This window comes from Roseococcus suduntuyensis, from assembly GCF_014196305.1.
GTDB lineage: Bacteria > Pseudomonadota > Alphaproteobacteria > Acetobacterales > Acetobacteraceae > Roseococcus > Roseococcus suduntuyensis.
Genome location: NZ_JACIDJ010000001.1, coordinates 1,239,846 through 1,253,206, shown reverse-complemented (window position 1 = coordinate 1,253,206; position 13,361 = coordinate 1,239,846). Strand labels below are relative to the sequence as shown.

Sequence of the window (13,361 nt, the reverse complement as noted above, 5' to 3'; positions counted from 1 at the left end):
GGCGTTGCTCCTTCAGGACAGGGTCGCGGCGTCGTTCAATGCCCAGTCATAGGCGTCTTCGGCGATGCGGGTGGCGGTGGCAAGGCGCCGGGCCAGCTCCCCCGTGGCGTAGTGTCGGAGATGGGCGATGACGCCCGCTTCGGAACCCCCGAAATCCTCCTGGAACCACTTGTAGATGGAGGAGACGCGCAGCCCCCCATCCGCCCGGAAGACGGCCCCGCGCGGGTGGTTCACGAAGGCGCGCGCGGCCTCGTCCAGGGCGGCTTCCAGCGTCCCGGCCCGCCAGGCGCGCGGCCACAGGTTGGGGCAGCCGATCGAGGCGCAGTTCACCGCGTAATGCACCCGCGGGTCGCGGAAGGTCGGGCGCATCGTCTCGTGCTCGATGTCGTCGAGCGACATGCGACGGCCCTCCACCGTCACCAGCCGCGTGCGCCAGGGGCCGATGAACTGGCGCGGGTCGAAGGGCACGCCCGTGGAGCGGATGTCGCGGATGGAGCGCACCGGGTATCGGTCCAGCACCACCTTCAACGTCAGCGCGTTGTAGAGGTTGGCCCAATAGGCATAGGCCTCGCCCCGCGCCATGGCGGAGGGGCGCTGCGCGGCGGCGGCCGCGATCCAGGCGTCGAGCGCCGCCATGTCGGCCGCACTCGCCTTCCAGGCGGCGTAGCGCACGCGGCTGACGCCATCTTCCGGCAACACGACATGCCGCGCCAGCAGTTCCTCCAGCGCCTCGGGCGCGGCGGCGCGGCTCTCCCGCACCAGCAGGGCGGCGACGGCAAGGCCAGGGAAGGCGCGGCGGAGGATGGCCATGTCAGCGCCCCGCGAAACGGTTTTTGAGGGGGATGGCCGCCAGCGACAAGGCGGCCAGCCCCAGCAGCCCCGCCAGGATTTCCGGCGACAGCACCGAGCGCAAATCCAACGTCCCGCCCGCATCCAGGATGTTGCCCAGCCCCGCCCCGGTCAGGCTGAACACCGCCGTGCCGGGAATGATGCCGAGGAAGGTGGTCACGACATAGACCGGCAGCCGCACCCCCACGAAAGCCGGCACCAGGTTCACCAGGAAGAAGGGGAACAGCGGCACCAGGCGCAGCACCAGCAGATAGGAGGCGGCGTTGCGCCGGATGGCCTCGGCCAGGCGCCGCGCCGGCGCGCCGAAGCGGTCCAGGGCGTTGGGGCCGAAGAGCAGCTTGGCGAAGAGGAAGACGCCCGTGGCCCCCAGCGTCGCGCCCACCACCGCCATGGCCGTGCCCCAGAGCGCGCCGAACAGGAAGCCCCCCGTCAGCGTCAGGATCACCGCCCCCGGCACGGAAAGCGCCACCGCCGCGGCATAGACCGCCACATAGATCGCGCCCGCCAGCAGCGGGTTGCCCGCCACGAAGCCCGACAGCGCCGCGCGGTGCCGCGCCAGCGTCTCCAGCGAGAGGAATTCCCCCAACCCCGTGAAGCGCAGCGCCAGCAGCAGCGCGATGGCCGCCAGCGCCAGCCAGAGCCGCCTGTCGCGCAGCCACCTCACGGCAGCACCCGCTGGATCAGACCCACCAGGAAGCGCGTGCGCGCCGAGAAAAGCGATGGCGTGTAATGGGACCCCGCCGCCCGCTTCGAGATTTCGGACATGGTGGGATAGGGCGCCATCATCTGCGCCACGTCGCCCACCTTGAGGCGCTTCTGGATGGCCAGCCCCCACAGCCCGATCATCTCGCCCGCGCGCGGGGCCAGGATGGTGGCGCCCAGGATGCGCCCGCGCGCGCCGAGGACGATCTTGGCCAGTCCCTCCCCCGCGCCCTCGGCACGGGCGCGGTCATTGCCGGAAAGGGATTCGGTCAGCACCGTCACCGCCTCGCCGGCCTCGCGCGCCTCGGCCTCGCCCATGCCGACATGGGCGAGTTCGGGATCGGTGTAGGTCACCCAGGGCAGCGCGCGGTAGTCCGCCTTCGCCGGCAGGCCGAACAGGGCGCGGCGAATGACGATGCCCGCGTGATACCCCGCCACATGGGTGAATTGCGGCCCGCCCGCCACGTCGCCCACGGCGAGGATGCGCCGGTTGCTGGTGCGCAGCCCACCATCCACCGTGATGCCGCGCGGGGTGTGGTCCACCCCCGCCGCCTCCAGCCCCAGATTCTCGATGTTGGGCTGCCGCCCCGCCGCCACCAGCAGATGCGAGGCGCGCAGCGTGCGGCGACGGCCGGCCTGGTCGAACTCCACCTCAAGCCCCTGGCCTTCGGCGCCGGGATGCAGCGCGGCCACCTGAGCCCCCTCCTCGATGGTTACGCCCTCAGCCAGCAGGTGGCCACGCAGCAGGGCGACGGCCTCGGGCTCGTCGCGCGGCAGGATGGTGGCGCGCTCCAGCACCGTCACCGCCGAGCCCAGGCGGCGGAAGGCCTGGGCCATCTCCACCCCGATCGGCCCGCCGCCCATCACCACCAGGTGGTCCGGCCGGTCCTTCAGGTCGAAGACGCTCTCATTGGTGAGGTGCGGCACCCGGTCGAGCCCCGGGATGGGCGGCACCGCGGCGCGGGAGCCGGTGGCGATGACGAAGCGCCGCGCGCGCACCACCTGCCCGCCCGCCTCCAGCCGGTCCGGCGCGGTGAAGCGCGCCTCGGCGCGGATCACGGTGCAGCCCAACCCCTCGAAGCGCTCCACGCTGTCATGCGGGGCGATGGAGGCGATCACCCCATGGATGTGGCGATGGACGCCGGCGAACTCCACCTCCGGCGGCGGCAGATGGATGCCGAAGCGCCCCGCCTGCCGCGCCGCATGGGCCGCATGGGCGGCGGCGATGAGCGACTTGGACGGCACGCAGCCCGTGTTCAGGCAGTCGCCCCCCATCTCGCCCTTCTCGATCAGCACGACCGAGGCGCCCATCTGCACCGCCCCCGCCGCCACCGACAGCCCGCCCGACCCCGCGCCGATCACGCAGATATCGGTGTGCAGCACGCCATTCTTCAGCCGGGGGGTGCGCGGGTGGGCCATGGGGTGTCCGTTTCGGGGTCTATGGCCGTTACGCGCGGCCGGGGCGGAAGGTTACGCCGGAACGCGCCAGGCGAGGCGCGGGCCGAACAGCGCCGCCAGCCCCGTCACCGCCAGCACCGCCACCCCGTGCCAGGCCAGCACCATCAGCGGGCCGAAGGTGGGGTGCACCAGGGTCAGGCCGATGCTGGCGAAGGCGGCGGCGGACAGGGCACTGAACGCCGCCACCGGCCCCGGCCTGATCCAGGCCGCGTGCCGTGTCAACCACAGCATCAGCCCGGCCATCGGCAGCCCCATGCCGATGATGAATTGCAGGCAGGGCCAGCTGACGTGGAAGCGGATGCCGTCGAGACCCACCCGCACCAGCTCCCCCACGCAGCCCACGCCCATGGTGCCCAGCCACAGCCCGATGGCCGGCAGGGGCAGCCAGGCCCAGCGCCGGTCGCGGTCGGGCAGGGAAAGCTCGAAGGCCGCCAGGCCCGCAAGCAGCGCGGTGAGCAGCGCGGCCAGGCTGTGCATCCTCTCGAAGCCGGTCATCGGGCGGTCGAGCCCCGCCCGCGTGCCGAAGATCAGGGCCGCGAGGCCGATGACCGCGGCGGCCAGCAGCGTCCACAGCGCCAGCAGCACCAGGGGCGAGGGCATCCGGCGCACCGGCCGCAGGCCGCAGGCCAGCCGGGCGATCATCTCCTCGGTCCTCATGGCGCACCGCCGGTGAGCCGGCGCCGCAGGCTGTGCAGAGCGCGGTGGGTCGCGACCTTCAGCGCGCCGATGCTCATGCCCGAACGCGCGCTCGCTTCCTGGAGGGAAAGCTGCTCGATCTTCGTCAGTTGCAGGGCGGTGCGCTGGGAAGCGGGCAGCCCGCCCACCGCCTCGCGCAGCTGGCGGGCGGCCAGGCGTTCCTCGGCCTCGCCCTCGGCGCCCAGCTCGGCCGCGTCGTCCAGCAGGGTCTCGCGCGCCACCTGACGGCCGCGCCGGCGCGCCCGGTCGAGCGCCCGGCGCTCCGCGAGGGCGGCCACCCAGGGGCGGAAGGGGCGCGCGGGGTCATAGGTGTGGCGCACGCGGTGCAGGGTCAGCAGCGTGTCCTGCACGGCGTCCTCGGCCTCGGTCGCGTCGCGCAGCCGGGCGCGGCAGATGGCGCGCAGCAATGGCAGGCATTCGGCCAGCAGCGTGGCATAGGCCGCCCCATCCCCCTCCTGGGCCGCGGCCATGAGGGCGGACCAGCGGAGGTCACGCGCATCGCGCGCCACCTGACCGGGGGCCAGCATCAGACAGAGAGGTTGGGCATGGGACATGGAGCCTAGCCCGGTTTCGCGGCGTTCACGCCATGTTTTCGCCGCGCGCGCGGCCGGGGTTACGCCCGGCCGCGGGAAAACTCAGCCCGCCCAGGCGGGGCGGCGCTTCTCGCGGAAGGCGGCGATGCCCTCCTCGGCCTCGGGACCGGCGGCGGTGCGGGCGAAGGCGGCCACACCCGCCTCGGCATAGCCCTCCGGCGAGATGGGGCCGAGTGCCGCCAGCAGCCCCTTGGTCTCGGCCAGGGCGCCAGGTGCGCCCTCGCGCAGGGCGGCCAGCACCTCGGCCAGCAGGGCATCGAGAGCCGCGCGGTCCGCCACCACCTCGTGCAGCAGCCCCATGCGGAAGGCGGCGGGCGCATCCACCACCCGGCCTTCCAGCACCAGTCGCGTGGCCTGGCTGCGGCCCATGCGGCGCACCAGCCAGGGCAGGATTTGCGCGGGCACCAGGCCGCGCCGCACCTCGGGCGCCGCGAAGCGCGCATCCGCCGTGCCGAAGGCGAGGTCGGCGGCGCAGACGAAGCCGAGGCCGCCGGCATGGGCCGCGCCCTCCACCGCCGCGATCACGACCTGCGGCAGGGCGGACAGCTTGCGGAAACGCTCGCCGATGGCGCGGTTGCGCGCCTGACCACCGGCCAGCCGTTCCTCCGGGCTGCCCTGCCCGACCTCGGACAGGTCGAGCCCGGCGCAGAAATGCCCGCCCGCGCCACGCAGCACCACGGCGCGCGCGTCACGGTCGGTGGCGAGGGAGGCGATCACCTCGTCCAGCGCCTCGCCCATCCCGCCGCCGATGGCGTTGCGCCGCTCAGGCCGGTTGAGCGTGACATGCACGACCGGCCCCTGGCGCGAGACCAGGACGGGCGGCGCGCTCATTTCTTCCACCAGCCGCCACGGCGCGGGGCGGCAGCGGCCACTTCCTCGACGGGCTTGGGCGTGATGGCGGGGCCGATCACGGGTCCAGCGGGCTCCGCCGCCGTGGGTTCGGGGGCTGCGGGTTCGGACGTCGGGGCCGGCTCGGCGGTGGGCGCTTCCACGACCGGCGCCTCCGCCACCGGCACGGCCTCGGTCACCGGCGCCGTTTCGGGCGCCGCCTCGACAGGCGCAACCTCAGCGGCGGCGACGGCTTCCGCCTCGACCATCAGCGTCACCGCTGCTGGCTCCGCCGTGGGTGCCGGCTCCGCCATGGGCGCTGGCTCCGCCGTGGGCGCTGGCTCCGCCATGGGCTCGGGCGCCGCCGAGGGCTCGGGCGCCGACGCGGGGCGAGCCCGGGGAGCCCGCGATGCGGCCAGTGCCGCCTCGGCCGCGGCTTCGGCCGCTTCCATCGCCGCCATCAGCCCGTCCGAGGTGCCCGCAAAGGGGTCGGCCGGGGTGGGGCCTTCGTAGCTCTTGGCCTCGCGCGTGGCGGGGGCGGGGGTGCCACCCTCAGGCGCCTCGCCCTCGCGCCGGCGGCGACCGCCGCGACGGCCGCGACGGCGGCGGTTGGCTTCGTCCTCACCCTCGGCGGAGGGTTCGTCGGGCCTGGCCTCGGCGTCCGACGCCTCGGGGGCCGCCTTGGCCTCGGGGGCCTCGCCCTCGCTATCCGCCTCGCCCTCACCTTCCGGGCTCCCGTCGGAGGCCGACCCCGCATCGCCATTCTCGCGGCGACCACGGCCACGGCGGCGACGGCGGCGGCGGCCGTTCTCCTCGCCATTGGCGGACGTGGTGGCGGCTTCGGCCGGTGCTTCGGCCTCGGCCTCCTCGGCCTCTTCCTCGGCGTCCTCGGGCTGGGGCGCGAAATCCATCCGCAGCGCGCTGGGCCGCTCCTCGGCCGGCGGCGGCGGCGGGGCCTTGCTGCGCTCGATGCGCGTCTCGGCGCCCATCAGCGTGTCGTCGGGCTCGAACAGCACGGTGACACCCCAGCGCGCCTCGATATCGGCCAGGCGGTCGCGCTTGCGGTTCAGAAGGTAGAGCGCCACGGCGCTGGTCACCCGCACCGTGATCTCGGCGGCGCGGCGCTTGGCGCACTCTTCCTCGACGGCGCGCAGCGCGGCCAGCGCGGCGCTCTCGATGTTGCGGACCACGCCGCGGCCCTGGCAATGCGGGCAGGTGATGAAGGTGGTCTCGGCCAGCGAGGGCCGCAGCCGCTGCCGCGACATCTCCATCAGCCCGAAATGGCTGATGCGGCCCACCTGGATGCGCGCGCGGTCATGGCGCAGCGCGTCCTTCAGCTTCTTCTCGACCAGCGCATTGGCACGGTTGCTGTCCATGTCGATGAAGTCGATCACGATCAGCCCGGCGAGGTCGCGCAGGCGCAGCTGCCGCGCGATCTCCTCCGCCGCCTCGATGTTCGTCTTGAGCGCCGTGTCCTCGATGTTGCGCTCGCGCGTGGAGCGGCCGGAGTTCACGTCGATCGCCACCAGCGCCTCGGTCTGGTTGATGACGATGTAGCCGCCCGACTTCAGCTGCACGTTCGGGTCGTGCATGGCATCGAGCTGCGCCTCGGCCTGGAAGCGCGAGAACAACGGCACCGCGCCGTCGCGATAGGCTTTGATCTTGCCCAGGTGCTCGGGCATCAGCATGCCCATGAACTCGCGCGCCTGGGCGTAGGCGTCGTCGCCCTCGACGAAGATCTCGTCCATGTCGCGGGCATAGCCGTCGCGGATGGAGCGCTTGATGAGGTCCGCTTCCTCATAGATCAGCGCGGGCGCGGTGCTGGCCAGCGTGCGTTCGCGGATGCCGTCCCACAGGCGCAGCAGGTATTCGCAGTCGCGCCGGATTTCGGGCTTGGGCCGCTGCGCGCCCGCGGTGCGGACGATGAGCGACATGCCCTTGGGCATCTCCAGCTCCTCGATCACCTCGCGCAGGCGGCGCCGGTCGGCGGCCGAGGTGATCTTGCGCGACACGCCGCCGCCGCGTGGGGAATTGGGCATCAGCACGGAGAAACGCCCGGCCAGCGAAATGTAGGTGGTGAGCGCCGCGCCCTTCGACCCGCGCTCCTCCTTCACCACCTGGATCAGCAGGATCTGGCGGCGACGGATGACCTCCTGGATCTTGTAGTTCCGCAGGAAGCGGGGGGAGGAGCGGCGCTCGCGCGCCTGTTCCTCGGCCTCGGCCTCCGCATCGCCCTCGGCGTCGCCTTCGTTCACGCCGATGGTCTCGGGGCGCGGGCTGTCGGAGGGGGGCAGGATTTCCACGCGGCCGGAGGGCTCCTCGCCCTCCTCCTGGCCGTCCTCGCCCTCGCCCTCATCGGCGCCGGCCTCGGCCACCACGTCGTCGGGCAGGGTTTCCTCGCCGGCGGCCTCCTCGGCTTCGCGGGCGCGGGCGGCGTCCTCGGCGGCGAGTTCGGCGGCCAGGGCCTCGGCCACCTCGCCCTCGGGCAGGTCCTCGGCGGGCGCTTCCGAGCCCGGCGTCGCGTCCAGGATGGCCTGGGCGGCGGCGCGGCGCTGCTCGGCCATGGCCTTGGCGGCGGCGCGCTGGCCTTCCTTCTGGGATTCCTTTTGCGCCTCGCGCTGGGTCTCCCTTTGGACGCGGCGCTCTTCCTCGCGGGCCTCGGCCTCGGCCTCCTCGCGGGCCTCGGCTTCCTGCGCCTCGATCAGCTTCTGCCGGTCGGCGACGGGGATCTGGTAGTAGTCGGGGTGGATCTCGCCGAAGGCGAGGAAGCCGTGGCGGTTGCCGCCATATTCGACGAAGGCGGCCTGCAGGCTGGGTTCGACCCGGACCACCCGGGCCAGGTAGATATTGCCCTTCAGCGGGAGGCGATTGGCGGCCTCCAGGTCGAACTCGTCAACGCGGTGGCCATCCATGACGACCACCCGGGTCTCTTCCGGGTGGGCGGCGTCGATCAACATGCGCTTGGTCATGCGGGAAAAACTCCGCGCGCAGGCCCGCCGGGCGCAAGGCCAGGGCAGGGAGGGCGCGCAATGGGAAGGAAGGGACGGATTCCGTGCGGGATCGGCCATCCGGCGATGTCGGGGACATCGGGCGTCTTTCCTCGCTCGGGGGCCTGCCGGTGACATTGCCGGCGCTGCGCGCGCGGCGGGCTGGCAGGCCCAATGGCTGCACCCCCACTCATGTGCGCCCGACACGGGCGGGCGATAGTGCGGCAGGCCCCGCCGCGGGCGGCAGGGCTCATGCACCGCGGATGAGACCGGCGGAACAGGTCACGGATTGTGGTGGATGCCTGCCCGGCCCGCCCCCCTTGTCAGGGATGGCGCCGCCGGTCTCCCTTCCGGGAGGGGGCATCGGACCAGGCCGCGACGGGGGTGGCGCGTCTGCCGCCTGCCCCGTTCCGCCCGCAACACCTATCGCTGGGGCGGCTCACCTTACGCGCCGCGTCCCTGTCCCACAAGGCGCCCATTGCCATCGCGCCCAGGTTTTCCCCGGCCCCTGCCCAGCCAACGGGCGGTTTGCCCGGCGCGAAGGCAGCCAAAGGTGGATTCCGAGGCCGCTTCAGGCTAGACTGCCCTCTGGCGCGATCGGGGGGTCGCGCCGCCGCGCTGGGGGGCGCGACCATATGAATGACATGCATCGGCGGGCCTGGCTCGCCGCGATGGCGGGGTTGGCATGGAGCGCCTCGCCCGCCGCGGCCCAGCGCCGCCCGGCCGCCAGGCTGCCCGTGGTGGTGCTCGATCCGGGCCATGGCGGGGCCGATCCGGGGGCCATCGGCCCCGGGGGCACCCAGGAAAAACGCATCACGCTGGCGCTGGCCATCGAACTGCGCCGCCAGCTTCTGGCCGGCGGGCGCTGCCGGGTGGTGCTGACGCGCGGGCGCGATGTCTTCGTGCCGCTCGGCCGCCGCGTGCAGGTGGCCCGCGACCAGGAGGCCGCGCTGCTGGTCTCGCTGCATGCCGATGCCGCCCCGCCGGGCCAGGCCTCGGGGCTGCGCGGCGCCTCGGTCTACACGCTTTCGGAGGATGCCTCGGACGCGCTGGCCGCCGCACTCGCCCGGCGCGAGAACCTGGCCGACCGCGCCGGCGGGCTGCGCCTGCCCTCCGTCTCGCCCGAGGTGCAGCGCATCCTGCTCAGCCTCATGCGGCAGGAGACGCATGCCGCCTCCACCCGCGTCGCCCGGCTGGCGGTGAACGCGCTGGAAGGCGATTTCCAACTGCTGAACCAGCCGCACCGCCGCGCGGGCTTCGTGGTGCTGAAGGCGCCCGACGTGCCGGCCGTGCTGGTCGAGGGCGGCTTCCTGTCCCACCCGCGCGACGAGGCGCTGCTGAACACCCCCGCGCACCGGGTGCGCCTGGCCCGCGCCCTGGCCGGTGCGGTGAACCGCTATCTCGCGGGGCCGCGGGTGGCGGGTGTGGAGACGCTGGCCGCCCCGGTGTAGCCTTCGCCCCCATGGCGCCTGATCCGCGCGGGCGGAATCGCCGGAGCGGTCCATCAGTCGCTCTCGGTGGTTGGGGACATTCATGGCGCTGGACGCGGTGGGCAGCCTGGCGGTGGCCGCCCTGGTCATTCTGCTCGGCCGGGCATTGCACCGGGGCTTTCCGGCACTGACGCGCTGGCACATCCCCGAACCCGTCTCGGGCGGCACCGCCTGGGCGCTGGGCGTGGCGCTGCTGCACCTGGCGGACGCGCCCGTGCCCGAGACCAGCGCCGCCATCCGCGAGCCCATGCTGCTGGCCTTCTTCGCCACCGTGGGCCTCTCGGCGGACCTGCGGCAATTGCTGCAAGGCGGCGCGCTGCTGGCCCGCTTCGCCCTGCTGACGGTGGGGCTGATCCTGGCGCAGAACGCGCTGGGGGTGGGGCTGGCGGTTGCGCTGGGGCTCGACCCCTTGATCGGGCTGCTGGCGGGCTCGGTCACGCTGGTGGGCGGGCATGGCACGGGGGCGGCCTTCGGGGGGCTCTTCGCGGGGGAGTATGGCGTGCCGGCGGCGCTGGAACTGGCGGTGGCGGCGTCCACGCTGGGCATCGTCATCGGCGGGCTGCTGGCGGGGCCGGTGGCGCGCGGGCTGGGCGGCGCGCGTGGAACAGCCGGCGCCGATTCGCCCCCGCCCCCGCCGCGCCGTCCGGACGAGGCCGCGCTGGCGCCCACCCTTGCCCTGGTGCTGCTCTGCGTGGCGGCGGCCATGGCGATGGTGCCCCTGGCCCGGACCTGGCCCGTGACGCTGCCCGATTTCCTCTGGGCGCTGCTGGCGGGCGTGCTGTTGCGGAACCTCATCCTGGCGCCACTGCGCCAACCGCCGCCACCGCCCGCGCTGGAGGCGCTGTCCGGCATCACGCTGGCGCTGTTCCTGGCCCTGGCCATGGCGGCGCTGCGCCTGTGGGAGCTGGTGGCGCTGGCCGGCCCGCTGCTGCTGCTGCTGGCGGCGCAGACGCTGGCCACCGCGCTCTTTGCCCGCTGGATGGTGTTCCGGGTGATGGGCCGCGACGCCGAGGCCGCGGTCTGCGCCGCGGGCTTTTTCGGCTTCGCCATCGGCTCCACCGCCACCGCCGTGGCCACCATGCGCGAGATGGAGAACCATCACGGCCCCATGCCGCGCGCCATCCTGATCGTCTCGCTCACGGCGGGGCTGTTCGTCACCCTGGCGAACGCCCTGCTGCTGACCCTGATCCTGATGCTGCCCCTGTTCGCCAGGTAGCGCCGGCGCCTGATCGTCCCCGGTGGCCTCACCGAGGACGTGAAGCGGGGCCGCCTGAACAGCTCCTACCGCGCAACCAGATCCTTGTAGGCGTGCCAGGTGGCGTGCCCGATCAACGGCATCACGATGACGAGGCCCAGGAAGAAGGGCACCAGCGCCAGCCCGGTGAACACCACGATCAAGCCCGCCCAGAGCGCCATGGCCCGCCAGTTCTCCATCACCGCCTGGATGGAGACGGTGGCGGCCTCCAGGAAGCTCACCTCCGGCTTGTCCAGCAGCATGGGGATGGAGATGGCGGCCACCGCGAAGGTGACCGAGGCCAGCACGAAGCCGAAGCCCGTGCCCACCACCAGGAAGGGCAGCAATTGCTCGCTCTGCAGCATGGCCAGCGGCAGCTGCCCCAGGCTGGGGGCGAAGTTGATGCCGAAGAACAGCGCGAAGAGCAGCCCCGCGATGCGCGTCCAGAACAGGTGCAGCACCAGCAGCGTCACCCCCATCATCGCGATCTGCGTGGGGTTGCGGCGGAAGCCCGCGACGGCCTCGGCCAGCGTGACCGCCTCGCCCGCCTCGCGCCGGCGGCTCACCTCATAAAGGCCGGCGGCCAGGATCGGCGCCATGATGAAGAAGCCGGCCGTGGCGGGCAGGATGGCCCAGGCCGTGCCCATCTCGAACAGCAGCAGGGCCAGCACCCAGCCCGCCAGCGTCAGCACCGCACCATAGGCGAGGCTGATGGCCTTGTTCGCCATCATGTCGCGCCAGCCCAGCGTCAGCCAGGTCCAGGGGCGGTCGGTCGCGATGCGTCGGATGCGGCCAGTGATCGGCGTCACTACGGCGGTGGTCTCGGTGCTCATGTCGGGTGGCCCTGCGCTGCTCGGCTTGCGCCCCGCTTATAGCATCGCCGCATCGCACCATGCGGTTGATCCAAATCAAGGACGTTGACGGAGTGGGATGCTTGTTTCCGGACCCATGGAGAAAAGCCCGGCCCGGTGGCCGCGCGCCTCCATCGCCCCGGCGGCCGAGACGCGCCGCCTGATGAGGAAGGACAGCAAGGATGGCCACGCTGAGCGCCACGCAACCAGGGGCCATGTCGGCCCCGAGACCCATGCCCGACTACGTGGACGGCCCCATCCGCGCCTTTGCCATCGCCACCATGTTCTGGGGCATCGTGGGCTTCCTGGTGGGCGTGGTCATCGCGTCCCAGCTCGCCTGGCCGCTGCTGAACCTCGACCTGGAATGGACGCATTTCGGCCGGCTGCGGCCGGTCCATACCAGCGCGGTGATCTTCGCCTTCGGCGGCTGCGCGCTGATCGGCACCAGCCTCTACATCGTGCAGCGCACCTGCCGCGCACGGCTGTTCGGCGGCGAGGAGATGGGCTGGTTCATCTTCTGGGGCTACCAGTTCTTCATTGTCTCGGCCGCACTCAGCTACGTGCTCGGCTACAGCCAGGGCAAGGAATACGCCGAGCCCGAGTGGTTCATCGACATCTTCCTGACCGTGCTCTGGGTCACCTACCTGGTGGGCTTCGGCGGCACGCTGGTGAAGCGCGAGGAGCCGCACATCTACGTGGCCAACTGGTTCCTGCTCGCCTTCATCATCACGGTGGCGATGCTGCACATCGGCAACAACATCTCCCTGCCCATCCATTGGGGCAGCGGCTTCTCCTACTCGGCACCCGCCGGCGTGCAGGGGGCGATGATCCAGTGGTGGTATGGCCACAACGCGGTGGGCTTCTTCCTGACCGCGGGCTTCCTCGGCATGATGTACTACTTCATCCCGAAGCAGGCGAACCGGCCGATCTACAGCTACCGGCTGTCCATCGTGCACTTCTGGTCCATCATCTTCCTCTACATCTGGGCCGGCCCGCACCACCTGCACTACACCGCCCTGCCCGACTGGGCGCAGACGCTCGGCATGGTGTTCTCGGTGATGCTGTGGATGCCGTCCTGGGGCGGGATGATCAACGGGATCATGACGCTGTCGGGCGCGTGGGACAAACTCCGCACGGACCCCGGCCTGCGCTTCTCCGTCACCGCCGTCGCCTTCTACGGCATGTCCACCTTCGAAGGCCCGGTCATGTCCATCCGCGCGGTGAACAGCCTGTCGCACTACACCGACTGGACCATCGGGCACGTGCATTCGGGCGCGCTGGGCTGGAACGGGCTGATCACCTTCGGCGCGCTCTACTGGCTGGTGCCGGCGCTGTGGTCGCGCGCGAAGATGTACAGCACCCGACTGATCGAGTGGCACTTCTGGTTGGCCACGCTGGGCATCGTTCTCTACATCACCGCGATGTGGGTCTCGGGCATCATGCAGGGCCTCATGTGGCGCGCCTATGACGAGCTGGGCTTCCTGCAATACAGCTTCGTCGAGACCGTCGCCGCCATGCACCCCTACTACGTGATCCGCGTGCTGGGTGGCGTGCTCTACCTGACCGGCGCGCTGCTCATGGCGTGGAATTTCTACAAGACCATCACCGTGGCCGAGGCGCACGAGGCGGAGCGCGACCTCGCCCCCGCCCGCGCCGTGGCCGCCGAGTAAGGG

Annotated in this window: 11 protein-coding genes; 3 read left to right on the top strand and 8 right to left on the bottom strand. The window is 72.3% G+C overall.

The annotated features are described in order from the left end of the window. Positions 1 to 12: 12 nt before the first annotated feature. The 7 genes from GGQ83_RS05905 to GGQ83_RS05875 all read right to left on the bottom strand — a co-directional run bounded on the left by GGQ83_RS05905 (position 13) and on the right by GGQ83_RS05875 (position 8,095). On the bottom strand, positions 13 to 810 hold the full coding sequence (locus GGQ83_RS05905) for a DUF547 domain-containing protein (RefSeq protein ID WP_184382780.1): 798 nt from the start codon (positions 808 to 810) through the stop codon (positions 13 to 15). Between the two features lies 1 nt (position 811). Then, a complete protein-coding gene (locus GGQ83_RS05900) occupies positions 812 to 1,513 on the bottom strand; it encodes a TVP38/TMEM64 family protein (RefSeq protein WP_207018069.1) in 702 nt (233 codons plus the stop codon). After that, positions 1,510 to 2,970 carry a dihydrolipoyl dehydrogenase family protein gene (locus tag GGQ83_RS05895; RefSeq protein WP_184382778.1) on the bottom strand — a complete coding sequence of 487 codons (1,461 nt, stop codon included), beginning with the start codon at positions 2,968 to 2,970 and terminating at the stop codon, positions 1,510 to 1,512. Before GGQ83_RS05895 ends, GGQ83_RS05900 begins: the two co-directional genes overlap by 4 nt. A 51-nt stretch (positions 2,971 to 3,021) precedes the next feature. Then, entirely contained in the window at positions 3,022 to 3,666 is a 645-nt protein-coding gene (locus tag GGQ83_RS05890) for an NrsF family protein (RefSeq protein WP_184382776.1), read from the bottom strand. Beyond that, the gene (locus tag GGQ83_RS05885) at positions 3,663 to 4,232 is read right to left on the bottom strand and encodes a sigma-70 family RNA polymerase sigma factor (RefSeq protein ID WP_184382774.1); all 570 of its coding nucleotides are present in this window, start codon (positions 4,230 to 4,232) and stop codon (positions 3,663 to 3,665) included. The genes GGQ83_RS05890 and GGQ83_RS05885 overlap by 4 nt, the downstream gene beginning before the upstream one ends. 108 nt (positions 4,233 to 4,340) lie before the next feature. Continuing rightward, a complete protein-coding gene (locus GGQ83_RS05880; RefSeq protein ID WP_184382772.1) occupies positions 4,341 to 5,129 on the bottom strand; it encodes an enoyl-CoA hydratase/isomerase family protein in 789 nt (262 codons plus the stop codon). Continuing rightward, entirely contained in the window at positions 5,126 to 8,095 is a 2,970-nt protein-coding gene (locus GGQ83_RS05875; protein ID WP_242534995.1) for an Rne/Rng family ribonuclease, read from the bottom strand. Before GGQ83_RS05875 ends, GGQ83_RS05880 begins: the two co-directional genes overlap by 4 nt. 653 nt (positions 8,096 to 8,748) lie before the next feature. Here GGQ83_RS05875 and GGQ83_RS05870 point away from each other — a divergent pair. Further along, the gene (locus tag GGQ83_RS05870) at positions 8,749 to 9,564 is read left to right on the top strand and encodes an N-acetylmuramoyl-L-alanine amidase family protein (protein WP_242534996.1); all 816 of its coding nucleotides are present in this window, start codon (positions 8,749 to 8,751) and stop codon (positions 9,562 to 9,564) included. 82 nt (positions 9,565 to 9,646) lie between these two features. After that, positions 9,647 to 10,819 carry a sodium/glutamate symporter gene (locus GGQ83_RS05865; protein ID WP_184382769.1) on the top strand — a complete coding sequence of 391 codons (1,173 nt, stop codon included), beginning with the start codon at positions 9,647 to 9,649 and terminating at the stop codon, positions 10,817 to 10,819. A gap of 65 nt (positions 10,820 to 10,884) precedes the next feature. Here the strand turns inward: GGQ83_RS05865 and GGQ83_RS05860 are convergent, their stop codons facing one another. Then, on the bottom strand, positions 10,885 to 11,670 hold the full coding sequence (locus GGQ83_RS05860) for a DUF2189 domain-containing protein (protein ID WP_184382767.1): 786 nt from the start codon (positions 11,668 to 11,670) through the stop codon (positions 10,885 to 10,887). A 251-nt stretch (positions 11,671 to 11,921) separates the two neighbouring features. Here GGQ83_RS05860 and ccoN point away from each other — a divergent pair, with 251 nt between their 5' ends. Beyond that, the gene (ccoN, locus tag GGQ83_RS05855) at positions 11,922 to 13,358 is read left to right on the top strand and encodes a cytochrome-c oxidase, cbb3-type subunit I (RefSeq protein ID WP_207018071.1); all 1,437 of its coding nucleotides are present in this window, start codon (positions 11,922 to 11,924) and stop codon (positions 13,356 to 13,358) included. Positions 13,359 to 13,361 lie beyond the last annotated feature (3 nt).

Excerpts from the sequence above, each read along its gene's own strand:
- GGQ83_RS05885 (WP_184382774.1), bottom strand. The coding sequence starts at position 4,232 with ATGCTGGCCCCCGGTCAGGTGGCGCGCGATGCGCGTGACCTCCGCTGG.
- ccoN (WP_207018071.1), top strand. The coding sequence starts at position 11,922 with ATGCCCGACTACGTGGACGGCCCCATCCGCGCCTTTGCCATCGCCACC.
- GGQ83_RS05905 (WP_184382780.1), bottom strand. The coding sequence starts at position 810 with ATGGCCATCCTCCGCCGCGCCTTCCCTGGCCTTGCCGTCGCCGCCCTG.
- GGQ83_RS05875 (WP_242534995.1), bottom strand. The coding sequence starts at position 8,095 with ATGACCAAGCGCATGTTGATCGACGCCGCCCACCCGGAAGAGACCCGG.
- GGQ83_RS05890 (WP_184382776.1), bottom strand. The coding sequence starts at position 3,666 with ATGAGGACCGAGGAGATGATCGCCCGGCTGGCCTGCGGCCTGCGGCCG.
- GGQ83_RS05870 (WP_242534996.1), top strand. The coding sequence starts at position 8,749 with ATGAATGACATGCATCGGCGGGCCTGGCTCGCCGCGATGGCGGGGTTG.
- GGQ83_RS05865 (WP_184382769.1), top strand. The coding sequence starts at position 9,647 with ATGGCGCTGGACGCGGTGGGCAGCCTGGCGGTGGCCGCCCTGGTCATT.
- GGQ83_RS05860 (WP_184382767.1), bottom strand. The coding sequence starts at position 11,670 with ATGAGCACCGAGACCACCGCCGTAGTGACGCCGATCACTGGCCGCATC.
- GGQ83_RS05895 (WP_184382778.1), bottom strand. The coding sequence starts at position 2,970 with ATGGCCCACCCGCGCACCCCCCGGCTGAAGAATGGCGTGCTGCACACC.
- GGQ83_RS05880 (WP_184382772.1), bottom strand. The coding sequence starts at position 5,129 with ATGAGCGCGCCGCCCGTCCTGGTCTCGCGCCAGGGGCCGGTCGTGCAT.